20 protein-coding genes, 1 tRNA gene, 3 pseudogenes and 1 riboswitch are annotated in these 23834 nt (G+C 69.6%); of the genes and pseudogenes, 15 read left to right on the forward strand and 9 right to left on the reverse strand.

Annotated features, from left to right (window positions below; genetic code table 11):
- Positions 1–15 precede the first annotated feature (15 nt).
- From DEJ48_RS23310 to DEJ48_RS23360, 12 genes and pseudogenes are all read left to right on the forward strand, one after another.
- Complete coding sequence (locus tag DEJ48_RS23310; protein ID WP_150218024.1) at positions 16–684, forward strand: SurA N-terminal domain-containing protein; 669 nt, start codon at positions 16–18, stop codon at positions 682–684.
- A gap of 33 nt (positions 685–717) precedes the next feature.
- Positions 718–1746, forward strand: coding sequence for a nucleoside triphosphate pyrophosphohydrolase (locus tag DEJ48_RS23315; protein WP_150218025.1), 1029 nt, complete (start codon positions 718–720; stop codon positions 1744–1746).
- A gap of 415 nt (positions 1747–2161) precedes the next feature.
- Positions 2162–3445, forward strand: coding sequence for a cytochrome P450 family protein (locus DEJ48_RS23320; protein ID WP_150218026.1), 1284 nt, complete (start codon positions 2162–2164; stop codon positions 3443–3445).
- 138 nt (positions 3446–3583) lie between these two features.
- Positions 3584–4645 (forward strand): transglycosylase family protein, encoded by a 1062-nt coding sequence (locus tag DEJ48_RS23325; RefSeq protein ID WP_150218027.1) that lies wholly within the window; start codon positions 3584–3586, stop codon positions 4643–4645.
- Between the two features lie 194 nt (positions 4646–4839).
- A riboswitch (cyclic di-AMP (ydaO/yuaA leader) is annotated at positions 4840–4990 on the forward strand.
- Between the two features lie 4 nt (positions 4991–4994).
- Positions 4995–5397: pseudogene (locus DEJ48_RS41090) on the forward strand (transglycosylase family protein); the annotation flags it as partial.
- Between the two features lie 110 nt (positions 5398–5507).
- Positions 5508–5711, forward strand: a pseudogene (locus DEJ48_RS41095) (LysM peptidoglycan-binding domain-containing protein); the annotation flags it as partial.
- 324 nt (positions 5712–6035) lie between these two features.
- Entirely contained in the window at positions 6036–7316 is a 1281-nt protein-coding gene (gene eno / locus DEJ48_RS23335) for a phosphopyruvate hydratase (protein WP_150218029.1), read from the forward strand.
- Between the two features lie 144 nt (positions 7317–7460).
- On the forward strand, positions 7461–7940 hold the full coding sequence (locus tag DEJ48_RS23340) for an FtsB family cell division protein (protein ID WP_150218031.1): 480 nt from the start codon (positions 7461–7463) through the stop codon (positions 7938–7940).
- A gap of 57 nt (positions 7941–7997) precedes the next feature.
- The gene (locus DEJ48_RS23345) at positions 7998–8531 is read left to right on the forward strand and encodes a DUF501 domain-containing protein (RefSeq protein ID WP_150218032.1); all 534 of its coding nucleotides are present in this window, start codon (positions 7998–8000) and stop codon (positions 8529–8531) included.
- Complete coding sequence (locus tag DEJ48_RS23350) at positions 8528–9469, forward strand: Ppx/GppA phosphatase family protein (protein ID WP_150218033.1); 942 nt, start codon at positions 8528–8530, stop codon at positions 9467–9469. Before DEJ48_RS23345 ends, DEJ48_RS23350 begins: the two co-directional genes overlap by 4 nt.
- 397 nt (positions 9470–9866) lie before the next feature.
- Positions 9867–11270, forward strand: coding sequence for an NAD(P)/FAD-dependent oxidoreductase (locus DEJ48_RS23355; protein ID WP_150218034.1), 1404 nt, complete (start codon positions 9867–9869; stop codon positions 11268–11270).
- 196 nt (positions 11271–11466) lie between these two features.
- Positions 11467–12762 carry an SAM-dependent methyltransferase gene (locus tag DEJ48_RS23360; protein WP_150218035.1) on the forward strand — a complete coding sequence of 432 codons (1296 nt, stop codon included), beginning with the start codon at positions 11467–11469 and terminating at the stop codon, positions 12760–12762.
- A 165-nt stretch (positions 12763–12927) separates the two neighbouring features.
- Here the strand turns inward: DEJ48_RS23360 and DEJ48_RS23365 are convergent, their stop codons facing one another.
- The gene (locus DEJ48_RS23365; RefSeq protein WP_150218036.1) at positions 12928–15444 is read right to left on the reverse strand and encodes an ABC transporter permease; all 2517 of its coding nucleotides are present in this window, start codon (positions 15442–15444) and stop codon (positions 12928–12930) included.
- Positions 15445–15600: 156 nt separating this feature from the next.
- Positions 15601–16371: an ABC transporter ATP-binding protein gene (locus tag DEJ48_RS23370; protein ID WP_150218038.1), complete on the reverse strand. Its 771-nt coding sequence runs from the start codon at positions 16369–16371 to the stop codon at positions 15601–15603.
- Positions 16372–16805: 434 nt separating this feature from the next.
- Here DEJ48_RS23370 and DEJ48_RS23375 point away from each other — a divergent pair.
- Positions 16806–16888, forward strand: a tRNA-Leu gene (locus DEJ48_RS23375).
- A 214-nt stretch (positions 16889–17102) separates the two neighbouring features.
- Complete coding sequence (locus DEJ48_RS23380; RefSeq protein ID WP_150218040.1) at positions 17103–18035, forward strand: Bax inhibitor-1/YccA family membrane protein; 933 nt, start codon at positions 17103–17105, stop codon at positions 18033–18035.
- A gap of 85 nt (positions 18036–18120) precedes the next feature.
- On the opposite strand, the gene DEJ48_RS23385 is transcribed toward DEJ48_RS23380, so the two are convergent.
- Complete coding sequence (locus tag DEJ48_RS23385) at positions 18121–18351, reverse strand: DUF4287 domain-containing protein (RefSeq protein WP_150218042.1); 231 nt, start codon at positions 18349–18351, stop codon at positions 18121–18123.
- A gap of 132 nt (positions 18352–18483) precedes the next feature.
- Between DEJ48_RS23385 and DEJ48_RS23390 the strand changes: the two genes are divergently transcribed.
- Complete coding sequence (locus DEJ48_RS23390; protein ID WP_223832172.1) at positions 18484–18765, forward strand: hypothetical protein; 282 nt, start codon at positions 18484–18486, stop codon at positions 18763–18765.
- A gap of 68 nt (positions 18766–18833) precedes the next feature.
- Here DEJ48_RS23390 and DEJ48_RS23395 read toward each other — a convergent pair whose 3' ends face one another.
- The 6 genes and pseudogenes from DEJ48_RS23395 to DEJ48_RS23420 all read right to left on the reverse strand — a co-directional run bounded on the left by DEJ48_RS23395 (position 18834) and on the right by DEJ48_RS23420 (position 23756).
- On the reverse strand, positions 18834–19733 hold the full coding sequence (locus tag DEJ48_RS23395; protein WP_190537541.1) for a hypothetical protein: 900 nt from the start codon (positions 19731–19733) through the stop codon (positions 18834–18836).
- A gap of 264 nt (positions 19734–19997) precedes the next feature.
- Complete coding sequence (locus tag DEJ48_RS23400; RefSeq protein ID WP_150218046.1) at positions 19998–21218, reverse strand: acetyl-CoA C-acetyltransferase; 1221 nt, start codon at positions 21216–21218, stop codon at positions 19998–20000.
- Between the two features lie 224 nt (positions 21219–21442).
- A complete protein-coding gene (locus tag DEJ48_RS23405; protein WP_150218048.1) occupies positions 21443–21727 on the reverse strand; it encodes a DUF397 domain-containing protein in 285 nt (94 codons plus the stop codon).
- A gap of 142 nt (positions 21728–21869) precedes the next feature.
- The gene (locus DEJ48_RS23410; RefSeq protein ID WP_150218049.1) at positions 21870–22073 is read right to left on the reverse strand and encodes a DUF397 domain-containing protein; all 204 of its coding nucleotides are present in this window, start codon (positions 22071–22073) and stop codon (positions 21870–21872) included.
- Positions 22074–22083: 10 nt separating this feature from the next.
- Positions 22084–22899, reverse strand: a pseudogene (locus DEJ48_RS23415) (helix-turn-helix domain-containing protein); the annotation flags it as partial.
- Positions 22900–22911: 12 nt separating this feature from the next.
- Positions 22912–23756, reverse strand: a protein-coding gene (locus DEJ48_RS23420; protein WP_411757446.1) for an IS5 family transposase whose coding sequence is annotated in 2 segments (ribosomal slippage) — positions 22912–23417 and positions 23417–23756 — 846 coding nt in all. Because the reading frame shifts where the segments join, the coding sequence is not laid out codon by codon here.
- Between the last annotated feature and the right edge of the window lie 78 nt (positions 23757–23834).

Raw genomic sequence — 23834 nt, forward strand, 5'->3', positions numbered from 1 at the left:
CCTCGGGAGGCTTCCTTGCACCGCCGTCGTCGCACAGCGCTCATCCTCTCCGCGGCCGCGATCGCCGCGGCTCCTCTGCTGACCGCCTGCGGCAGCAAGGCGCACCCAGGTGCCGCGGCCGTCGTCGGCGGCGACCGCATCACGGTCGCGCAGCTGGAGGGCCGGGTGAACGAGGTGCGGGACGCGCAGCGGTCGGCCATCCCCGACGACGCGCAGTACGCGCAGGCCATCGCCAAGTCCGGCGGTCTCACCCGCGCCACGCTGCACACGATGGTCCTGGACAAGGTCCTGCACCGCGCGGCCACCGACGCCGGGGTGACCGTCACGCGCCGCGACATCCAGACCATGCGCCGGGGCATGGAGCAGCAGTCCGGCGGCAGGAAGGCGCTGGAGGAGGGCTGGCTGCAGCAGTACAACGTCGCACCGGCCCGCCTCGACGACAGCCTGCGCACGGAGATCGAGGCGCAGAAGCTCTCGGCGAAGCTGGGCGCGGACATGAACTCGCCGGAGGGCCAGGCGGTCTTCTGGAAGGCGCTGTCGGCCGCGTCGAAGAAGCTCGACATCGACCTGAACCCGCGGTACGGCACGTGGGACGTGGACAAGAACAAGCGCGCGGACGCGAAGACGCCGTGGGTGCGGCAGGTCACGAAGGCGCAGGCGGGTCCGGCTGAGCAGCCGGCGTAAGAAGGGGGCGCCCGGCTGGGTTACGTTCGAGGCGTGAACCAGACCGAGCCCCAGCCCCCGGCCGACCCCTCCACCGAACCGGTCGGCCGCGTCGTCCTGCTCACCACGAGCCACCGGGTGGCGCCCGGCCTGCTCTCCTGGCCCGCCTGGCAGGCGCTGCACGCCGCCGACGAGGTGCTGTGCGCCGACGCGGAGCATCCGCAGCTGCCGTACCTGCGGGAGGCGGGCGTACGGGTGGAACAGGCGGCGCCGGCCGCGCAGGAGCTGGTCGAGGCGTGCGCGGGCGGCCGCACGGTCCTGGTCGTCGCCACTGCCGAGGGCGACCGTGCGCTGACGGACGGCCTGGCGCGGCTCGCGGGCACGGGCCGTGTCGCCATGCCGGACCTGGAGCTCCTCCCCGCCTCGTACGACCTGCCGGGCGCGCGCCTGCTGGACCTGGTCCAGGTCATGGACCGCATCCGCGAGGAATGCCCGTGGTCCTCCCAGCAGACCCACAAGGGTCTCGCCAAGTACGTGATCGAGGAGGCCTACGAACTCGTCGAGGCGATCGAGGAGGGCGACAGGGAGGAACTCCGCGAGGAGCTCGGTGACGTCCTCCTCCAGGTCGTCTTCCACGCACGCATCGCCGAGGAGGCGACGGGCGGCGACTCGGACGACGATGCGGATGACGATGAGGAGGCGCCCTTCTCCATCGACGACGTGGCGGCCGGCATCGTGGAGAAACTGATCCACCGCCACCCGCACGTCTTCGGCGACGACTCGGCGCAGACCCCCGAGGACGTCCGCGCGCACTGGCTCCGCACCAAGGCGGAGGAGAAGCGCCGCACCTCGCTCACGGAGGGCATCCCCCTGGGCCAGCCGGCGCTGGCCCTGGCGGCGAAGCTCGCCTCACGCGCACGAACGGCCTCCCTCGACGTCCCCCTCCCTCCGGGAGAAGGCATCGGCTACGACCTCCTGACCCTGGCCCTCCGCGCAGAGTCGGAGGGGGTCGACCCAGAGGCAGCCCTGCGAGCAGCGGCACGGGCATACAGGGCCGCAATCCTGACGGCGGAGGCACGGTAGGGGCACGGCCTGCCGTGGCCTGTTCATGTCTCGTCTGCCGGCCCGTCGTGGCCGCTCGCGCAGTTCCCCGCGCCCCTAGGACACCTCCGCCACCGGCACGAACCGGCACCCGGCACACGACCGGGGGACCCACAACCCAGGGCCGCGGGGAACCAGCTCCGGTGGCGAAGGCTCCCCAGGGGCGCCGAGAACTGGCTCCGGCGGCGAAGGCTCCCCAGGGGCGCCGAGAACTGGCTCCGGCGGCGAAGGCTCCCTAGGGGCGCGGGGAACTGCGCGAGCAACCACGGTGGATCGGCACCTGGCACACGACCGGGGGACCCACAATCCAGGGGCGCGGGGAACTGCGCGACCAGCCCCCACACCCCCGCACCCGGCACCGCACCGAAGCCCCCCACCCCCGGATACCGTCGACCCCATGCAAGACGAACAGCCCGCCCCGCCCGGGGGCACCCCGGAACCGGAGCCCGAACTCTTCACGTGGGAGTTCGCCTCCAACCCGTACCCCGCCTACGCCTGGCTCCGGGACAACGCCCCCGTAAGAAAGACCCCGCTCCCGAGCGGAGTAGAGGCGTGGCTGGTCACCCGCTACGCAGACGCCCGCCAAGCCCTCGCAGAGCCCCGCCTCAGCAAGAACCCGGCCCACCACGACGAGCCCGCGCACGCGAAGAGCAAGACCGGGATCCCGGGCGAGCGCAGCGCCAACCTCATGACGCATCTGCTCAACATCGACCCGCCGGACCACACCCGCCTGCGCCGCCTCGTCTCCAAGGCCTTCACCCCGCGCCGCGTCGCCGAGTTCGCCCCGCGCGTGCAGGAGCTGACGGACCAGCTCATCGACAGGTTCATCGAGGAGGGCTCAGCCGACCTCATCCACGAGTTCGCCTTCCCCCTCCCCATCTACGCCATCTGCGACCTGCTCGGCGTCCCGCGCGAGGACCAGGACGACTTCCGCGACTGGGCGGGCATGATGATCCGGCACGGCGGAGGCCCGCGCGGCGGCGTCGCCCGGTCGGTGAAGAAGATGCGCGGCTATCTCGCCGAGCTCATCCACCGCAAGCGACTCGAACCGGGCGACGACCTCATCTCCGGGCTCATCAAGGCGTCCGACCACGGCGAGCACCTCACCGAGAACGAGGCCGCCGCCATGGCGTTCATCCTTCTCTTCGCCGGGTTCGAGACGACGGTGAACCTCATCGGCAACGGCATGTACGCGCTCCTCACCCACCCCGAGCAGCGCGCCAGGCTCCAGAAGGCGCTGGCGGAGGGCGACACGGGGCTCCTGGAGACCGGTGTGGAGGAACTCCTCCGTTTCGACGGGCCCGTGGAGCTCGCCACCTGGCGGTTCGCGACGGAGCCGCTCACCATCGGCGGGCAGGACATCGCCGCGGGCGACCCCGTCCTCGTCGTGCTCGCCGCCGCCGACCGCGACCCCGCCCGGTTCGAGGAACCCGACACGCTCGATCTTTCCCGTCGCGACAACCAGCACCTCGGATACGGGCACGGAATCCACTACTGCCTCGGCGCCCCGCTCGCCCGTCTGGAGGGTCAGACCGCTCTCGCGACGCTGCTCCGGCGCCTCCCCGACCTGCAACTCGCGGCGGAACCGGATGATTTGCGGTGGCGTGGCGGACTGATCATGCGGGGACTGCGCACCCTGCCCGTGAAGTTCACGACCGCACAGACAACGGTGTCCGACTGACACCCCGTCATGACTGTGATGTTCGCGTGATCTCCGCTGCATCGACTTGTGACAAGCGTTCGACTGCGGCTACGTTCACGACGACTTGAGCGCCCCACGCGCACAAGTCGTCGCTGCAGTCTCGTGAAAGGCACCCGCATGCTCTCCGGCCATGGTCGTCACCGACGCCCCCGCCAAGCCCCGGCCCTCATCGTCGCGGCAGGAGTCACCGGATCAGCCATCGCCATTCCACTCCTCGGCGCCACGAGCGCGAACGCCGCCGAGACCACGACGTGGGAGAAGCTCGCCGAGTGCGAGAGCGGCGGCGAGTGGAGCGCCAACCCCGGCAACGGCTACTACGGCGGTCTCCAGCTCTCCCAGGACACCTGGGAGGCGTACGGCGGTCTCGACTACGCGCCGAGCGCCGACCAGGCGAGCCGCTCCCAGCAGATCGCCGTCGCCGAGCAGGTCCTCGACGCCAAGGGCACCGCCGCCTGGCCGAGCTGCGCCCCGATCGCCGGCCTCACCCAGGACGGCGCCGCGGCGGACGTGGACCCGGGCGCCCCCATCACGCCGAAGCCCACCGATCCTTCGGACTCCAAGGGCTCCGACAAGGACGGCGAGGACGGCAAGGACGGCAAGAGCGGCAAGGACGCCAAGGACCCCTCGGGCGAGGACAAGGACAAGGGCAAGGGCGAACCGTCCGACAACGCCTCCGACCCGGAGAAGCCCTCCGGCGACGCGAGCGACACGCCCGGCTCCGGCAAGGACTCCCGAGAGAAGAATCACGACGAGTCCGGCGAGACCGGCGAGTCCGGCGAAAAGGGCGAGACCGGCGAGAACGAGAGCGACTCCGGCAAGTCGGGCGACGAGGACGCCACTTCGCCCACGCCCGAGAACTCGACCGACCCCGCCGACGACACGGCCGGTTCCGGTGGCTCCGACGACTCCGCGTCCGGCCGCCACCGCGGCGACCGCGCGGACGAGAGCGAGAGCGCGGACGGCCGGTCCGGACGGCACGCGTCGCGCGGCGAGAAGCGCTCCGGTCCGGTCGCCGACGGGACGTACACGGTGCGCTCCGGAGACAACCTGTCGGTCATCGCGGACGACCTCGGCGTCGACGGCGGATGGCACGAGCTCTACACCGACAACAAGAAGACCGTCGGCAAGGACCCGGACCTCATTCTCCCCGGTCAGAGCCTCGATCTGGGCGAAAAGTAACCGTAGTTGACGAAGTGTCGGGTGGGGGCTTCGCGTCGTATGTCTGGTTTGGCGCGAGTGAGAGATGGGTCTCAGAAGCCCTGATCGTCTTTGAAATTCCGGCGATCGCGTGATTACCGTCGTCACCGCTCGCCACTGGTGGGCCCCGCCGGTCGGTACGCCGAATCCTGCCAACGGCCGGACGGGAACAGTCGTCGCTTTGAGCGCCGTAGGCAGGAGCGGGGGACCCAAGGTAAGTGCCGCGACACGCGGCTAGGGGTGAAGCCGCACTCGGGAGAGTGCGGCCGGGCAACCACATCGGCCCGAACCCGACAGCTCACCTCGCAGGCGTCGGTGAGGGGATCAACGCATGCTGTTTTCCAGCAAGGGCAAGCACCGTCGTCCGTCCAAGGCCACCCGTGTCGTCACGCTCGCCGGTGTCACCGGTGCCGCCGTGGCCGCCCCGCTGATGGCCGCCGGTTCCGCCTCGGCCGCCACCACCTCCGAGTGGGACGCCGTCGCCCAGTGCGAGTCCGGCGGCAACTGGTCCATCAACACCGGCAACGGCTACTACGGCGGCGTGCAGTTCTCCGCCTCCACGTGGTCCGCGTACGGCGGCACGAAGTACGCGCCGACCGCCGACAAGGCCTCCAAGGCCCAGCAGATCGAGATCGCCGAGAAGGTCCTCGCGGGCCAGGGCAAGGGTGCCTGGCCGAGCTGCGGCGTCGGCCTCTCGGGCGCCTCGCCCAGCACCGGCGGCGGCTCGCAGGAGCAGGCCCCGCAGCAGAAGGCCGAGCCCCAGCCGCAGCAGACGCAGCAGCAGGCCGCCCCGCAGCAGCAGGCCGCGCCGAAGCCGCAGCCCAAGCCGCAGCCGCAGACCGAGTCCAAGAAGACCGTCGAGACCCCGACCGGCAAGACGGTCAAGAAGGGCGACGGCGAGTACAAGGTCAAGACGGGCGACACCCTGTCCAAGATCGCCCAGGCCGAGCACGTCAAGGGCGGCTGGCACAAGGTCTACAAGCTCAACGGCGACATCATCGACAACGCCGACATGATCTACCCGGGCCAGCAGCTCCACTTGAGCTGACCCGCCCGGTCGCGGCCGTGCCTCGGCGGACGCACGGCCGTACCCCCCGTCCCCACGGGCTCCCCGCCCCGGTGCGCGTATCCCCCGTACGCACCGGGGCGGGGCCATGTCCGCACCCGTATCCACGCCGCCCCCCGGGCCCCCCGTGTTCGCTACTAGCGAGTAGAGAACATGGTCTTTCGCCCTGTTTCCGCGCCGTATGGCCTTTGTGCCGTCCCAGGAGACGGGCGGTCGGCTGGCCGAAGGCCCGGAGCCGGTTAGGCTCAGGAGACGCAGGGCCGAAGCGGCTCGCGTAAACGCGTCACATCCCAGAAGGAGATGCTCGTGCCGTCCATCGACGTCGTCGTAGCCCGGGAAATCCTGGACTCCCGAGGCAACCCCACGGTCGAGGTCGAGGTCGGCCTCGACGACGGCAGCACCGGTCGTGCCGCCGTTCCGTCGGGTGCCTCCACCGGTGCCTTCGAGGCCATCGAACTCCGTGACGGTGACCCCAACCGTTACCAGGGCAAGGGTGTCGAGAAGGCCGTCCTCGCCGTCATCGAGCAGATCGGCCCGGAGCTCGTCGGCTACGACGCCACCGAGCAGCGCCTGATCGACCAGGCCATGTTCGACCTGGACGCCACCGACAACAAGGGCTCGCTCGGCGCCAACGCCATCCTCGGCGTCTCGCTCGCCGTCGCGCACGCCGCCTCCGAGGCCAGCGACCTGCCGCTGTTCCGCTACCTCGGCGGCCCGAACGCGCACCTGCTGCCCGTCCCGATGATGAACATCCTGAACGGCGGGTCGCACGCCGACTCGAACGTCGACATCCAGGAATTCATGATCGCCCCGATCGGCGCGGAGTCCTTCTCCGAGGCGCTGCGCTGGGGCACCGAGGTCTACCACACCCTCAAGAAGGTCCTGAAGGACAAGGGTCTGTCGACCGGCCTCGGCGACGAGGGCGGCTTCGCCCCGAACCTGGACTCCAACCGCGCCGCGCTCGACCTCATCCTCGAGGCCATCAAGCAGGCCGGTTACGTCCCCGGCGAGCAGATCGCGCTCGCCCTCGACGTCGCCGCGTCCGAGTTCTACAAGGACGGCAAGTACTCCTTCGAGGGCAAGGACCGCTCGGCCGCCGAGATGACCGAGTACTACGAGGAGCTCGTCGCCTCGTACCCGCTCGTCTCCATCGAGGACCCGCTGTTCGAGGACGACTGGGCCGGCTGGAACGTCATCACCGAGAAGCTCGGCGACAAGGTGCAGCTCGTCGGCGACGACCTGTTCGTCACCAACCCCGAGCGCCTGGCCCGTGGCATCGAGGAGAACTCGGCCAACGCCCTGCTCGTCAAGGTCAACCAGATCGGTTCGCTGACCGAGACCCTGGACGCCGTCGAGATGGCCCAGCGCAGCGGCTTCAAGTGCATGATGTCGCACCGCTCCGGCGAGACCGAGGACGTCACCATCGCCGACCTCGCCGTCGCCACCAACTGCGGCCAGATCAAGACCGGCGCCCCGGCCCGCTCCGAGCGCGTCGCCAAGTACAACCAGCTCCTGCGCATCGAGGAGATCCTCGACGACGCGGCGGTCTACGCCGGTCGCTCGGCCTTCCCGCGCTTCAAGGGCTGAGCTTCGAGCGCTGGTGAGCAGGCAGCTCGCTGAGCAGCCAGCTCTCCCAGGCACGTGGTTACCTACGTCCCCGCATGCGGTCCCGTACCGTGTGCGGGGACGTACGTACGTGTAAGCGCTGCTCAGCTCTGGGGAGGCGGAACCATGGCCAAGGCCGGGACCAAGGACCGGTTCTCCACCGCGACCCGCCTGCGGCTGCTCGGCGAGCAGACCGCCGAGCGGGTCTACCGCTCCCAGACCAAGCGCCAGGCGCGCCGCTCCCGGCTCACCGGCCGCGCCGCGCTCCTCGCGCTCGTGCTCTGCTCCCTGGTCGTCGCCCTGGCGTACCCGATGCGGCAGTACGTGTCGCAGCGCGCCGAGATCGACGACCTGCGCCGGCAGCAGGCCGAGCACCGGGCGGACGTCGAGAAGCTGCGCGACGAGAAGGCCCGCTGGCAGGACGACGCGTACGCGGAGCAGCGCGTCCGGGACCGCCTGCACTACGTGATGCCCGGCGAGACCGGCTTCACGGTGATCGACCCCGCGGCGAGCAAGAGCCGCCGCACGGACCAGGGGGCGGCGACGCGCCCCTGGTACTCGAACGTCTGGGACGGCGTCGACAAGGCGGACCGCCCCGACGACTGACCTTCCGATGACGTACTTCCGATGACGTGCTTCTGACGACTGACACGAAAGACAGGCATGGAAACGCCCCCGCCGACCACTGAGCGCACCGAGCCCACCGACGCCGACGTCGAGGCCTTCAAGCAGCAGCTCGGCCGCCCGCCGCGCGGCCTGCGGGCCATCGCGCACCGCTGCCCCTGCGGACAGCCGGACGTCGTCGAGACGGCGCCGCGCCTCCCGGACGGGACGCCGTTCCCCACGACGTACTACCTGACGTGCCCCCGGGCCGCCTCTGCGATCGGCACTCTTGAGGCCAACGGCGTCATGAAGGAGATGTCGGAGCGGCTGAAGACGGACGAGGAGCTGGCGAAGCAGTACCGCGCCGCGCACGAGGACTACATCGCGCGCCGTGACGCCATCGAGGTCCTCGAGGGCTTCCCGAGCGCGGGCGGCATGCCGGACCGCGTGAAGTGCCTGCACGTCCTGGTCGGCCACTCCCTGGCCGCGGGCCCCGGCGTGAACCCGCTGGGCGACGAGGCCATCGCGATGCTGCCCGAGTGGTGGGCCAAGGGCCCCTGCGTCACGCCGTGCGCCCCCGAGGGTGCCGAGTGACCCGGGTCGCCGCCATCGACTGCGGCACGAACTCGATCCGTCTGCTGGTGGCGGACGCCGACCCGGCCACCGGTGAACTGGTCGACCTCGACCGGCGGATGACGATCGTCAGGCTCGGCCAGGGCGTGGACAGGACGGGCCGCCTCGCGCAGGAGGCGCTGGACCGCACCTTCGCGGCCTGCCGGGAGTACGCCGCGGTCATCAAGGAGCACGGCGCCGAACGCGTCCGCTTCGTCGCCACGTCCGCGTCCCGCGACGCGGAGAACCGCGACGAGTTCGTGCGCGGTGTCCTGGACATCCTGGGCGTCGAGCCGGAGGTCATCAGCGGCGACCAGGAGGCGGAGTTCTCCTTCACCGGCGCCACCAAGGAACTGACGGGCCGTGACGACCTCGCGAAGCCGTACCTGGTGGTGGACATCGGCGGCGGCTCCACGGAGTTCGTGGTCGGCACGGACCGGGTGGAGGCGGCCAGGTCGGTCGACGTCGGCTGTGTCCGCATGACCGAGCGCCACCTCGTACGCGACGGTGTGGTCACCGACCCGCCCGCGCCCGAGCAGCTCGACGCGATCCGCGCGGACATCGAGTCCGCCCTGGACCTCGCCGAGCGCACGGTTCCGCTCAAGGAGGCCCGCACGCTGGTGGGCCTGGCGGGCTCGGTCACCACGGTCGCCGCGATCGCCCTGGACCTCGACGTCTACGACTCGCAGGCGATCCACCACGCCCGCATCCCGTACCAGCGGGTGAGCGCCATCGTGGACCGCCTGACCCGCGCCACGCACGACGAGCGCGCCGCGATCCCGGTGATGCACCCGGGCCGCGCCGACGTCATCGCGTCGGGCGCCCTGGTCCTGCTGGCGATCATGGACAGGGTGGGCGCGCGCGAGGTCGTCGTGAGCGAGCACGACATCCTCGACGGCATCGGCTGGTCCATCGCCTGAGCGCGTCCTGTAGCGTCTGAGCGGTCGGAAGGGGGGTCGGAAGGCCCCCCGACGACACTCCGTCGGAAAACTTCGTGAAGTTCTTCACAAGGAAAACGGCACCGATGGACGAGGTTCGACGGTCTCGGACCGTCTATAGGGGGCTTTTCGAAGGCCCGGACCCGCACTCGGTGTGCTTCACGCAGGTGACGGGAGTGTGTCGCGGGGCCCTGGTTCCTTCGGGCCGGAGCCTCGGAGTGCAGCTCACAAGGGGTGCACAACGACTCGCGTGACGCCGTGGTTCCCCACGGACACCATGACCTGGGTCACGTGGGCGGCGAAGTGTAGCAGAGGCCCTTGGCATGCTTGTGAAGGGGCGCACGAGCGACCCCCGGCGGGCAGGTGGATACTCGATGGCATGAGCACCACGGAGCGTCCCAGGATCCTCGTAGTAGGCGGTGGGTACGTAGGCCTGTACGCAGCTCGGCGCATTCTCAAGAAGATGCGCTTCGGAGAGGCGACCGTCACGGTCGTCGACCCCCGGTCGTACATGACCTACCAGCCCTTCCTCCCCGAAGCCGCCGCCGGCAGCATCTCGCCTCGGCACGTCGTCGTACCGCTGCGACGCGTACTGCCGAGGGCGGAAGTCCTCACCGGCCGGGTCACCACCATCGACCAGGACCGCAAGGTCGCCACGATCGCGCCGCTCGTCGGCGAGGCCTACGAGCTGCCTTTCGACTACCTCGTCATCGCGATGGGCGCGGTCTCCCGCACCTTCCCGATCCCCGGTCTCGCCGAGCAGGGCATCGGCATGAAGGGCATCGAGGAGGCCATCGGCCTGCGCAACCACGTCCTCGAGCAGCTCGACAAGGCCGACTCCACGACGGACGAGGACGTCCGTCGCAAGGCACTGACCTTCGTCTTCGTCGGCGGTGGCTTCGCGGGTGCGGAGACCATCGGCGAGGTCGAGGACATGGCCCGCGACGCGGCCAAGTACTACAACAACGTGAAGCGCGAGGACATGCGCTTCGTGCTGGTCGACGTCGCGGACAAGATCCTCCCCGAGGTCGGCCCGAAGCTCGGCCAGTACGGCAAGGAGCACCTGGAAGGCCGCGGCGTCGAGGTCTACCTCAAGACCGGCATGGACTCCTGCGTGGACGGCCACGTGGTCCTCAACAACGGCCTCGAGGTCGACTCCAACACGATCGTGTGGACCGCGGGCGTCAAGCCCAACCCGGCGCTGTCCCGCTTCGGTCTGCCGCTCGGCCCCCGCGGCCACGTCGACACCCAGACGACCCTCCAGGTCCAGGGCACCGACTACATCTGGGCCGCGGGCGACAACGCCCAGGTCCCGGACATGGTCGGCCGCAAGGCCGGCAACGAGAACGCCTGGTGCCCGCCGAACGCACAGCACGCGCTGCGTCAGGCGAAGGTCCTCGGCGACAACGTGATCTCCGGCATGCGGGGCTTCCCGCAGAAGGAGTACAGCCACGCCAACAAGGGTGCGGTCGCCGGTCTCGGCCTGCACAAGGGCGTCGCGATGATCGTCATGGGCAAGATGAAGATCAAGCTCAAGGGTCGTCTCGCCTGGTACATGCACCGCGCGTACCACGGCATGGCGATGCCGACGTTCAACCGCAAGATCCGCGTCTTCGCGGACTGGACACTCGGCATGTTCCTCAAGCGCGAGGTCGTCTCGCTCGGCGCCATGGAGACGCCGCGTGAGGAGTTCTACGAGGCGGCCAAGCCGGCTCCGAAGCCCGCGGCCGCGGCCGAGCCCGCCCCGGCGGTCAAGGCCGAGGAGAAGGCCAAGGCCTCCTGAGGGCCTCCTGAGGTCAGCAGAACCAACCCGAAGGGGTCGCTCGCCATCCGTGGTGCGAGTGGCCCCTTCGGGCTTTTCCGGATTCAACTAGGTGCCCCCCACATCTATTTTGCCTTTCCATGACGCGGCAACGGGACTGCGCACGCCGTCCTTTGGTGTTTACGTGGTGTCGGACCCATCCACGGAGGTGTGCGCCATGCAGGACGCCGCACAGCGGCTCAAGACCCTCGCCGAGCAGCTCATGGGAGCCCCGCTGCCGGTGCGTATCCGCGCCTGGGACGGGTCGGAATCCGGCCCGCCGAACACCCCCGCCCTCGTCGTGCGCAACCGCCGCGCCCTGCGCCACCTCCTGTGGAAGCCGGGGGAGCTGGGCCTGGCGCGCGCCTGGGTGGCCGGTGACCTGGACGTCGACGGTGACCTCTACAAAGCCCTGGACGTCATGGCGGAGTTCATCTGGGAGCGCGGTGAGGACTCCAGGAGCCTGCGGCAGTCCCTGCGCGACCCGGAGTTCCGCGCCGCGGCCCGCTCCCTGCTCGCCCTCTCCGCGCCCTTCCTGCCGCCCGCCCCGCCCCCGGAGGAGATGCGCAGACCCGGTCGCCTCCACCTCCACACCAAGGGCAGCGACCGCCGCGCCATCAGCCACCACTACGACGTCGGCAACGACTTCTACGCGCTGGTGCTCGGCCCGTCGATGGTCTACTCCTGCGCCTACTGGGAGTCGCCCGACGGCACCCTGGAGGACGCCCAGCGCGACAAGCTCGACATCGTCGCCCGAAAGCTCGCCCTGAAGCCCGGCATGCGCCTGCTCGACGTCGGCTGCGGCTGGGGCTCCATGGCGGTCCACGCGGCCCGCGAGTACGGCGTGAGCGTCGTGGGCGTCACCCTCTCACAGGAGCAGGCCGCCTACGCCCGAAAGCGGATCGCCGAGGAGGGTCTGACGGACCGGATCGAGATCCGCGTCCAGGACTACCGCGACGTACGTGACGGACCGTATGACGCCATCAGCTCCATCGGCATGGCCGAACACGTCGGCTCGACACGCTACTTGGAGTACGCGCACGACCTCCACGCCCTCCTGCGGCCCGGCGGACGGCTTCTGAACCACCAGATCGCGCGGCGGCCGCAGGCCGACGAGTCGGCGTACTCCGTCGACGAGTTCATCGACGCCTACGTCTTCCCCGACGGGGAGCTCGCGCCCCTGGGCACCACGGTCGGCCTCCTGGAACGGGCCGGGTTCGAGGTCCGCGACGTCGAGACCCTCCGCGAGCACTACGCCCTCACCCTGCGCCGCTGGGTCGCCAACCTGGAGGCGCACTGGACGGAGGGCCAGCGGCTCACCTCGCCCGGCCGGGCCCGCATCTGGCGGCTCTACATGGCCGCGTCCGCGCTGGCCTTCGAACGCAACCGCATCGGCGTCAACCAGGTCCTTGCGGTGAAGACACCGGAGGACGGGGCGTCGGGGATGCCGTTGAGGGCGAGGGACTGGCGGTGAGCCGAAATTCAGCCCGTCCGGTGGGATCCAGCCCGTCCGGCGTTTGAGGACGAGCCACGCAGCGGCGATACGGGGGGGGCGGAGCCCCCGGTACGGCATGCGAGTGGGGCCCTGGACGCGTCGACGTCCAGGGCCCCACTCACGTAACCGCTCAAGCCCGCGCAGCTACTCGCTCTTGATGGCCATCAGCGGGTTCAGCCGAGCCGCACTGCGCGCCGGCCACACCGCCGCCATCACACCGACCACCGCGGCGATGGCCAGGAAGATCACGATCCGGCCGACCGGGATCTCCATCGAGTACGTGGTGACCTTCTCGGCGATGCTGCCGCCCACGGCCCAGCCCATGAAGAGGCCGAGGCCGATGCCGAGGACCGCGCCGAACAGCGAGATCACGACCGACTCCAGGCGCACCATCTGCTTGACCTTCGCGCGGTCAAGGCCGATCGCCCGCAGCATGCCGATCTCGTGCTTGCGCTCGAACACCGACATGGCCAGCGTGTTGATGACGCCGAGCACCGCGATCAGGATGGCCATCGCGAGGAGGCCGTACAGCATGTTCAGGATCAGGTTGATGCCGCCCGCGACCGCGTTGCTGACGTCGTCCTTGTCCTGGACGGTGATGGCCGGGTTGTCGCCCAGCGCGTCGACGATGGCGTTCTCGGCACGGTCCGACGCACCGCCCTTCATCTTCACCAGGACCTGCTTGTCGACGGGCTTGGAGAGGTGCGGGTCGACGACGGAGGTGGGGGCGAAGAGACCGTTGAGCATCTCGTTGCCCTCGTAGACACCCGCGACCTTCAGCCGGACCGTCTTGCCGTCCTCCTCGAACTTCAGCGGGAACGTGTCGCCGGCCTTCAGGCCCTTGTCCTTCGCCGTGTCCGTGTCGACCAGCGCGGTGCCCGCCTTCAGGTCGTCGATCGATCCGCTGGTGAAGTCGAGGCCGACCAGCTTGCCGAACGACTTCGGGTCGACGCCGTTGACGACCGAGTAGCTGCCGTCCGCCTCGCCGTACGCGGGGCGCAGCGGGGAGCTCGCCTCGACGTCGGGGATCTTGTCGATCTTCTCGCGGACCTCGGGGGCCAGCTCCTGGAAGTTCGCCATGGAGACGCTGTAGTCGGCCTTCATGGAGCCCGCGGCCATCTTGTTGATGGCGCTGCCCATGGACACCGCGATGACCGTCATCCCGGTGATGAGGGTGAGGCCGATCATCAGGGCCGAGGCGGTGGACGCCGTACGGCGCGGGTTGCGCACCGAGTTGAGGCGCGACAGCTTGCCGGTGACGCCGAACGGCTTCAGGAGCGGCGCGGAGGCGGCGATGAACGGCCGGGACAGCAGCGGGGTGAGGACGATGACGCCGACGAGGATGATGCCGGCGCCGCCCGCCATCACGTAGTTGTCGTCCATGAACAGCAGGACCGTGCCGAACGCCACGATGAGCGAGCCGATGGTGTTGCGGACGACCAGGCCGCGCGTGGTGGGCGTCGCGTGGACGCTGTTCATCGCGGCGACCGGCGGGATCTTCGCGGCGCGTCGGCCCGGCAGCCAGGCGGCCAGCATGGTCACGACCACGCCGATCAGGAGCGCCACCACGATGGTCGTCGGGGCGATGACGAGGGGCCCGTCGGGCAGCGAGGCGCCGCCGGAGTTCATCAGGGACTCCAGGCCCACGGAGACACCGAGGCCGAGCCCGAACCCGGCCACGGCGGCGACCAGGCCGACGAGGAAGGCCTCGATGAGCACGGAGCGCGTCACCTGGCGGCGCGAGGCGCCGACGGCGCGCATCAGCGCGAGCTCCTTGGTGCGCTGGGCGACCAGCATGGTGAAGGTGTTGGCGATGATGAAGATGCCGACGAACAGCGCGATGCCGGCGAAGATCAGCAGGACCTGGCTCATGGAGCTGGTCTGCTGCTCGATCATCCGGTCCTGGTCGTCCGAGAGCTGACCGCCGGTGACGGCGTCCGTGTCCTTCGGCAGGATCTTCTCGACGGAGCTCTTCAGCGCCGACTCTGAGGTGCCCGCGGCGGCCTTGACGTCGATCTCGTCGTACTCGGTCTTGTTCAGCGCCTTCAGCGCGGTCGTGTTGTCGAGGACGACGAGGCTGCCGCCCGCGACGACGCTGCCGTCGTCGGTGTCGAAGATGCCGGAGACCTTGGCGGAGCGGACGGGGCCGTCGGTGGAGTAGCGAACGGTGTCGCCCACCTTGAAGCCGGTGCGCTCGGCGGTGCGGGAGTCCAGGGCGATGTCGGCGGCGGACTTCGGCGCGGCGCCCTTCGTGAAGGCGTACCGGGGGTCCTTGCCGTCCTTGCCCGGGTAGTAGTTGGAGCCGGTGGTGCCCCACTCGCCGCCGACGAGCTTGCCGTCCTTGTCGGCGAGCGCGGTGAAGCCGTTGACCGAGCCGATGGCGGACTCGGCGCCGGGCAGGGCCGCGGCCTTCTTCAGGAGGCCGTCGGTGAGGCGCGCGGGCTCCTTGGACTCGCCGTCCTCGGAGGAGCCGCCGTCCGGCTGGATGGCGACGGAGACGTGGTCGAAGCTCTTCGCCGACTTGTTCTTGTAGGCGTTGCCGAAGGTGTCGGTGAAGACCAGGGTGCCGGAGACGAACGCGACGCCGAGCATGACGGCGAGCACGGTCATCAACAGCCGTGCTTTGTGCGCCAGCACGTTGCGCAGGGCGGTACGGAACATGGGTGTGAGTCCTGGGTCAGGTGAGAGAGGGGGGAGCCCCGCAGGGGCCTCCCGGGGGCGCGGGGAACTGCGCGACAAGCCACAACCGGCCCGCAGCCCCGAGACATGCCGGGCCCCGACGGCGGTAGGGAAGAACCACCCGAGGCCGAGCGGCCACTAGCTCGTGCGGCCCTTCGCGTCGAAGTGCTTCATCCGGTCGAGGACCCCGTCCGCCGTCGGCCGGTGCATCTCGTCGACGACCCGCCCGTCCGCGAGGAAGATCACGCGGTCCGCGTACGAGGCGGCCACCGGGTCGTGCGTGACCATCACGACGGTCTGCCCGAGGTCCCGCACGGAGTTGCGGAGGAAGCCGAGCACCTCCGCGCCGGAGCGCGAGTCGAGGTTTCCGGTCGGCTCGTCACCGAAGATGATCTCCGGCTGGGAGGCGAGCGCGCGGGCCACGGCCACACGCTGCTGCTGGCCGCCGGAGAGCTCGGTCGGCCGGTGGCTGAGCCGCCCGGAGAGGCCGACCATCTCGATGACCTGCTCCAGCCACCGCTTGTCCGGCTTGCGGCCCGCGATGTCCATCGGCAGCGTGATGTTCTCCAGCGCCGTCAGCGTCGGCAGCAGGTTGAACGCCTGGAAGATGAAGCCGATCTTGTCCCGACGGAGCTTGGTGAGCTGCTTGTCCTTGAGCGTGGACAGTTCCGTTTCGCCGATGCGCACGGAGCCGGAGCTGAAGCTGTCCAGGCCCGCCACGCAGTGCATCAGCGTCGACTTGCCGGATCCCGAGGGACCCATGATCGCGGTGAACTCGCCCTGCCCGAAGTCGACGGAGACGTGGTCCAGGGCGACCACCTGGGTCTCGCCCTGTCCATACACCTTGGAGAGGTCCGTGGCGCGCGCTGCCACGGTGGTGGCGCGGGCGGCGAAGGGGGTGGTGGTCACGGGACGGTGCTCCTGTCGGGACGACGAGTGGGGACGTACTCCATCGTCCTGGCCGATCACTGTCCTGTAGTCAGCCGCTGTTCCGGTTCCCGGGGCCCTCTCCAGTCGGACTTGAGGTCGGCCTGTCATACCTGGGGATGACACCTATCCCTGAGTACGGCTTGAGACGCGGGGGAGGGAGAAGGCGGAGAAGGCGGAGAAGGGGGGTGAAAGCGGGACCGGGAACGTCCGGGCGGCTAAATTCCGTCATTCCGTGCACAGAGCCACGAGACCGGCCGGAGCCGGGACAAGGCCTCCGGCATGTACCAACGGACCGTGTCAGGGCCTGATGCACCCTCAGACGTCAATAAAATAAGACAACATCGGGCTGCCCTTCCGCTGTTCGGGGGATGCCTCCCGATAGGGTCGAAGCCTCGACGCGGAGCCCATGGCCTGCCCGGATGGTGGAATGCAGACACGGCGAGCTTAAACCTCGCTGCCCCTCGGGGGCGTGCCGGTTCAAGTCCGGCTCCGGGCACATCCCGCCGCACCCGTCGTGCCTCAGCGTCGATCGTGCGTCGCTCTCCGGGGTCACCCGGGCGGCGCAACGGCGCGGATCCGGGAACAGTGGCCCCTTCGTGCGCGTTCTCCATCACAGTGAGGGAAAGATCCTCCCCAAGCACTAGGCTCATCCCTTTGCCTACGCATTACTCTTGAGGCAAAGCCACACACGGTGGCCATGGAGGAGTGAAATGAGGAGCAGTAACCCGGTCTTCTCGCGACGGGGGTTCAGCCGCGACAACGGCTTCGCCGGCTTCGGCCAGCAGCCGCAGGCCGGGGGACCCGCGGGCGCGACCCAGACCCAACAGGGCAACCCGTACGCGCAGGGCAATCCGTACGCCGGAGGCCAGCAGGCCCCCGCGGGCAACCCCTACGCCACGAATCCGTACGCCCAGCAGGACCTGCAGCACGGAGCGCCCCAGGCGCCCGTGACCACCGCGGGCCGTATGACGATGGACGACGTCGTCATGCGTACCGCGACCACGCTCGGCACCCTCGTGGTGACGGCCGCGCTCGCCTGGGCGCTGCTGCCGGTCGACGACGCCAACATCAGCAAGTCGTACGGCATCGCGATCGGCGCCGGTCTGATCGCGATGGTCCTGGGCCTCGTCCAGGCCTTCAAGCGCAAGGCCTCGCCCGCGCTGATCCTGTCGTACGCCGCGCTGGAAGGTGTCTTCCTCGGCGTCGTCTCCAGCGTGGTCGACAACCGCATCGCCAGCGGCGCGGCCATGCAGGCCGTGCTCGGCACGATGGCCGTCTTCATCGGCGTCCTCGTGGCGTACAAGGCGGGCTGGATCCGCGTCAACCGTCGCTTCTACGGCTTCGTGATGGCCGCGGCGATGGGCTTCCTGCTGCTGACCGCCGTGAACCTGCTGTTCATGGTCTTCGGCGGCGGTGACGGCCTCGGCTTCCGCAGCGGTGGCCTCGGCATCGTCTTCGGCATCGTCGGCATCCTGCTCGGCGCGTGCTTCCTGGCCCTGGACTTCAAGCAGGTCGAGGACGGCATCGCGTACGGAGCGCCGAAGGAAGAGGCGTGGCTCGCCGCGTTCGGTCTGACGATGACGCTCGTCTGGATCTACATGGAGTTCCTGCGCCTGATCGCGATCTTCTCGGGCAACGACTGAGTCGCGTAGTCGCGCAGTAGTCGCAGAAGGGCCCGCGGACCGGGGACGGTCCGCGGGCCCTTTGCCGTGTGCCGTGTGGGTGGGGTCAGACGAGCTTGCGGGCGGCCCGCCTGAGGTCGTACTCGTGGATGATCGCCTTAGCGTGCCCGTACGCGAGATTGTGTTCGGAGCGGAGCCAGCTGACTTTTTCCTCGAAGCGGAAGAGGGAGGGTCCTTCGTCCACGGCGCGCAGCCAGTCGGAGACTTCACGACCGGTGCAGTGGGGGATTCGGGCGAGCAGGTTGCGGTGGGTCTCCTCGGAGAAGACTTGGGACATCGGCGCCTCCGGACGCGTCGCGATGTGTTCCGGCCTTCACGCCACCGTGCCTGAGCGTTGGGGCGTTGGCAACAGTCCCGGTAGGGCGCATAAGGTCGCTGCGTGCTCGATACGACGCCTTTGACAGCCGCAGTGGACCAATTCGCCGACCGTCTGCGGGCCGCCCCGCAGAGCCGCCTGCAGCGGGGGGCGGCGACCGAAGCGCTCGCTCTGGCCAGGGAGTTGGCCGCCCGCGCCCAGCGCATCGAGGAACCGGAGGCGCAGCCGCGGGAGATGCCGGACGCGGGGATGTTCGCCGCGGCCGACCAGATCACCGTCGCGGGGCGCGATCTCGCCCTCGTCCTGACGGACCCCGAGGAGCTCGCGCAAGCGCTGGAGCTCGTGGAGGAGGCGCAGAAGCGGGCCGGGGTCTAGAGGCCCGGCCCTGTGCGTGTACGGGCTCAGGGCCGGGGTCTGGGGCCCGGCCCTGCGCGTGTACGGGCTCAGACCGAGGCGATGACGCGGTCGGCCAGGATGTAGACGTTCTCGGTGCCGCACTCGAACGTCAGGGCGTACGCGCCGGAGATGCCGGAGCCGCCGAGCAGGAACGGGGTGCGGCCCTCGCGCAGCGCGGTCGCCAGGAGCTCCGCGGTCTCGCGGTGTCCGGGCGTCATGCACAGCGTCGTGCCGTCGGCGAAGACGTACACGTCCAGCGTGCCCAGCGGACCGGGGCGGACGTCGGCGAGGGCGGTGCGGGCGTCGGCCAGCTCCTCCAGGCATGCCACCGTGCGCTCGTGGTCACCGTGGTCGCCGTGCCCCTCGGGCGTCGGCGTCTGCACCGGCACGAAGTCCGGGTGCGAGGGGTGCCGGCGGCGCGCGGCGGCCAGCTCCGGGGAGTCACCGGCGAACTCGTCGGTGCCCGTCGACTCGGCGAACGGCTCCGTCACCGGCTCCAGGCTGTCGGACTCCAGACCCGCGAAGTCGGCCTGCCGGGGCAGGAACAGTTCGTCGGCCATGCCGTCGGGCAGGCCGATGCCGTCGTGCAGGCCGGGCAGCCCGCCGAGCATCGAGGGCCCGTCGGCGCCCTCACGGGCCTCCTGGGCGGCCCAGAACGCACGGGCCTCGGCGAGCTCGCGCTCACGCTCCTCGGCGAGCGCCTCGGACACGGCCGCGCGTATCTCGTCGGTGTCGACCGTGGCGCGGGCGCCCGGCACTGTGGGGTGCGGGCCGCTCGTGGCGCGGCTGTCGGCTTCGGCGGCTTCGGCTCTGGCGGCCAGCTCGGTGTGCAGGGCTGTGATCTCGGCGAGCTGCTTGCGCAGGCCGTGCACGGCGTGCAGGGCAGCGACGCCCACGGCCGTGGCAGCGGCCGTGGAGAGCAGCAGGGCAAGAGGCAAGGCGCTCACTGACGTACTCCCGGTTTCAAGTCGACCCCCGACTTCCTACATCAGCTTGAAGCCTGCACGATCCACCTGTCAGTGCATTACGTCACGAATAGGACAGGACTTAGGGCCTGAGGTTTAACCCCAGATGTGCTCTGAGCTGGTCATATCCCTCTCCCCCAGGAGATAGGTCACATCCTGGGGGAGATTGGGTCACGAAGTGATGCAGGGACGGAGGGTCAGCGGTGGGAACTGTGTGTCAGCAGTTTTCGCTGTTTCCAGCCGTAATTAGCTGAGGCGTTCGATAACCATGGCCATGCCCTGGCCGCCGCCGACGCACATCGTCTCCAGGCCGAACTGCTTGTCGTGGAACTGGAGGGAGTTGATGAGCGTGCCGGTGATGCGGGCGCCCGTCATGCCGAAGGGGTGGCCGACGGCGATGCCACCGCCGTTGACGTTCAGCTTGTCGATGTCGATGCCCAGGTCGCGGTAGCTGGGGATCACCTGGGCGGCGAACGCCTCGTTGATCTCGACCAGGTCGATGTCGTCGATGGTCAGCCCGGCGCGCCGGAGCGCCTGCTTGCTCGCCTCGACCGGGCCGAGGCCCATGATCTCGGGGGAGAGGCCGGTGACGCCGGTGGAGACGATGCGGGCGAGCGGGGTCAGACCGAGCTCGCGGGCCTTCGTGTCGCTCATGATCACGAGGGCGGCGGCGCCGTCGTTGAGGGGGCAGCAGTTGCCGGCGGTGACGAGGCCGTCGGGGCGGAAGACGGGCTTGAGGCCCTGCACGCCCTCCAGGGTGACCCCGGCGCGCGGCCCGTCGTCCTTGCTGACGACGGTCCCGTCGGGGGTGGTGACCGGGGTGATCTCCCGCTCCCAGAACCCGTTCTTGATGGCCTCCTCGGCGAGGTTCTGCGAGCGGACGCCGAACTCGTCCATGTCCTGACGGGTGACGCCCTTCACGCGGGCGAGGTTCTCGGCGGTCTGCCCCATCGCGATGTACGCGTCCGGGACGAGCCCGTCCTCACGCGGGTCGTGCCACGTGGAGCCCTCGGTCTTGGACACGGCCTCGGTGCGGGCCTCGGCGTCGGCGAACAGCGGGTTGTGGGTGTCGGGGAGCCCGTCGCTGGTCCCCTTCACGCTCCGGGACACCATCTCGACACCCGCGGAGATGAAGACGTCGCCCTCGCCGGCCTTGATGGCGTGCAGGGCCATGCGGGAGGTCTGGAGGGACGAGGAGCAGTACCGGGTGATGGTGCAGCCCGGCAGGTGGTCCATGCCCATCTGCACGGCGACGATGCGGCCGAGGTTGTGCCCCTGCTCGCCGCCGGGCAGGCCACAGCCCAGCATCAGATCGTCGATGTCCTTCGGGTCCAGCTCCGGCACCTTGGCGAGGGCGGCCTCGATGATGGTGGCGGTCAGGTCGTCCGGCCGCAGATCCTTCAACGAGCCCTTGAAGGCGCGGCCGATCGGGGTGCGGGCAGCGGAGACGATCACGGCTTCGGGCATCAGGGGCTCCAGTGGCGAAGGGGATGGACTCACTGGGAAGTTACCTGCACGTATCGCTGTCGGTCATCGGGTGGGGCGTGTGACTCCGACCGCATTTCTAAGCGGGCGCTCAGGCCGCGGGGCCGTGGAGGGGGTCGGCACCCTTGCTCGGGCCTTCGGACGGACCACCCAGGGGCGCGGGGAACTGCGCGACAAGCCCCCACCGGGCGGCAGGCGAGCGGTGACTAAACCCCCTCCACACCCTCCACGAAGTGGTCGAACTCGCCCGCTTGTACGCCGAGTACGAACGCGTCCCACTTCTTGCGGGTGGTCGTGACGACGTTGTCCGGATCGCTGGTCTCGCGAAGATAGACGGCGTCGTCGTTGTCGCCCTCGCCGAAGGCGATCTCGATCCACGGTCCTGGACCCTGCTCGTCCTCGGGGGCGGCACGGGTCCAGTCGAGGTCGGTGGGAACGCGGGGGGTCTCGATCTGCGTCGCGGTCTGCTTCTTGGTCTGTTTCTCGGTCATGGCTGGGGTCTGAGCCTTCTCTTCGTCTGTGGGGCGGGGCCGCGGAGGTATGTACGTCCTCGCCATCCCGGGGCGGGGCCCCGGTCCGAACCTCCCGGAGCGTGGCTCACCGTGCTCCGGGCGCACATACCTCCACGTCCCCTCAGGCCGTCTCGGCGCCTGCGGGCCGCTGCGTGGTGCGGAGCAGTGCGGCGAAGGCTGTGGGGGTGGTGCGGAGTATCGCGGCGGTGGGGTCGCTGCTTTCGGTGAGGTGGACCGTCCCGGTGGGGTCGGTGGCTATGTGTACGCAGGAGTCGCCCTGTCCGCAGTAGGACGACTTCTGCCACTCGTATGTGGGGGCAGGCATGGGGTTCCCTTCACAGGTCGCGGATCAGGTGGTGGATGAGGTCGCGTGACCTTGTGACGTCGAGGGCGATGGATTCCATCCGGTCGAGGAGTACGCGGTACATCTCCAACTGGGCCTCGGCGTCGAGGAATCTGGGGCCGTGCGACTGGTCGAGGTGGACCGTGTCCAGCTGGGGGACCTTGCCGCTGGAGTAGAAGAGCGATTGCCCCGACCCCGGGAAGGAGCCCGCGGCAAACGGGAGCACCTTGATCGTGACGTGCTCACGCTCGCTCATGTCCAGCAGATGTTGCAACTGTCCCTTGGCTACTTGGGGCCCGCCGAACTGCATCCGCAGGGCCGCCTCGTGGATGATCGCCAGGTACGGGGTCGGAGGTTCCTGGAAGAGCACCGCTTGCCGCTTGATGCGGAACGACACCCGATGCTCCACGTCCGGGGGAGGGAACTCGGGCACGACCTGGCGGAACAGTTCGCGTGCGTGGTCCGTGGTCTGGAGCAGGCCCGGGATATGCACGGTGATGGCGGTGCGCAGACGTGTGGCGTGGTGCTCAACCTCGGCGAGGTCCAACAGCCCGGCAGGCAGGATCTCGCGGTACTCCTCCCACCAGCCGCGCTTACGGTCGCCCGTCATGTCGGCGATGGCCTCGACGAGGGCCTTGTCCGAGCAGGCATAGTTGCAGGCCAGGGTGCGCACACGCTCGGCGCTCACGCCAACCCTGCCGGTCTCCATGTTGCTCACCTGCGCCTGCCTCATGCCGAGCAGCTGAGCTGCCGCTGTCGAGGTCAGGCCGGCACGTTCGCGCAGCTTGCGTAGCTCGGCACCTAGGCGGTTTCGTTTGGATCATCGTGCGGACCAGAGGAAGATGCCGGCGATGTGGAGTCCGGCCAGGTAGATGGTCGCTGTCTTCTCGTAGCGGGTGGCGATGCCTCGCCATTGCTTGAGGCGGTTGATGCACCGTTCGACGGTGTTGCGCTGCTTGTAGGCCTCGCGGTCGAAGGCCGGTGGTCTGCCTCCTTGGCTGCCGCGCCGTAGTCGGTGGCCGCGCTGGTCGGCGGGGACGGGGATCACGGCACGGATGCCGCGCCGGCGCAGGTGTTCGCGGATCGCCCGGGAGGAATAGGCCTTGTCGGCCAGGACCACGTCCGGTCTGGTGCGCGGCCGACCGCGTCGTCGGGGAACACGCAGGCGGGCCATGACATCGGTGAAGGCCGGTGCATCGCCCGCCTGTCCGGCGGTTAGGACGAACGCCAGGGGTCGGCAGCGGGCATCGGCAGCGAGGTGGATCTTGGTGGTCAGCCCGCCCCGGGAGCGGCCGATGGCGTGGTCGTCGGGTTCGCCGGCTGGGGCCCCTTTTTGCGGGCCCCAGCCGCGTGCTGGTGGGCCCGCACGATCGTGGAGTCCACTGAGACTGCCCAGTCGAGGTCCTCGCCAGCGTCAGCCTGGGCCATCAGCGCGGTGAAGACGCGCTCCCAGGTGCCGTCGATGGCCCACATTCGCAGCCGGTTGTAGACGCCTCGCCAGTTGCCGTACTTCTCCGGCAGGTGCACCCACTGGGTTCCGGTCTGGAACTTGAAGGCGATCGCGTCGATCACCTCCCGGTGATCCCGCCAGCGGCCACCCCGCATCGGCGTCCGGTCCGGAAGCAACGGCTCGATCCGCGCCCACTGCACGTCAGTTAACGGCACATCCGGACCAACGATCCGATGATCTAAACGAAACGGCCTAGCCGGAGTTGTCGACCTGTCGGGTTGTTCCGAACGGCC

It is taken from the genome of Streptomyces venezuelae (assembly GCF_008642315.1).
Taxonomy (GTDB): domain Bacteria; phylum Actinomycetota; class Actinomycetes; order Streptomycetales; family Streptomycetaceae; genus Streptomyces; species Streptomyces venezuelae_D.

Coding starts and splice junctions, on each gene's coding strand:
- DEJ48_RS23345 (WP_150218032.1), top strand. CDS start 7,998: ATGGAAACGCCCCCGCCGACCACTGAGCGCACCGAGCCCACCGACGCC.
- DEJ48_RS23400 (WP_150218046.1), bottom strand. CDS start 21,218: ATGCCCGAAGCCGTGATCGTCTCCGCTGCCCGCACCCCGATCGGCCGC.
- DEJ48_RS23325 (WP_150218027.1), top strand. CDS start 3,584: ATGCTCTCCGGCCATGGTCGTCACCGACGCCCCCGCCAAGCCCCGGCC.
- DEJ48_RS23355 (WP_150218034.1), top strand. CDS start 9,867: ATGAGCACCACGGAGCGTCCCAGGATCCTCGTAGTAGGCGGTGGGTAC.
- DEJ48_RS23340 (WP_150218031.1), top strand. CDS start 7,461: ATGGCCAAGGCCGGGACCAAGGACCGGTTCTCCACCGCGACCCGCCTG.
- DEJ48_RS23405 (WP_150218048.1), bottom strand. CDS start 21,727: ATGACCGAGAAACAGACCAAGAAGCAGACCGCGACGCAGATCGAGACC.
- DEJ48_RS23385 (WP_150218042.1), bottom strand. CDS start 18,351: ATGTCCCAAGTCTTCTCCGAGGAGACCCACCGCAACCTGCTCGCCCGA.
- DEJ48_RS23320 (WP_150218026.1), top strand. CDS start 2,162: ATGCAAGACGAACAGCCCGCCCCGCCCGGGGGCACCCCGGAACCGGAG.
- DEJ48_RS23365 (WP_150218036.1), bottom strand. CDS start 15,444: ATGTTCCGTACCGCCCTGCGCAACGTGCTGGCGCACAAAGCACGGCTG.
- DEJ48_RS23410 (WP_150218049.1), bottom strand. CDS start 22,073: ATGCCTGCCCCCACATACGAGTGGCAGAAGTCGTCCTACTGCGGACAG.
- DEJ48_RS23380 (WP_150218040.1), top strand. CDS start 17,103: ATGAGGAGCAGTAACCCGGTCTTCTCGCGACGGGGGTTCAGCCGCGAC.
- DEJ48_RS23360 (WP_150218035.1), top strand. CDS start 11,467: ATGCAGGACGCCGCACAGCGGCTCAAGACCCTCGCCGAGCAGCTCATG.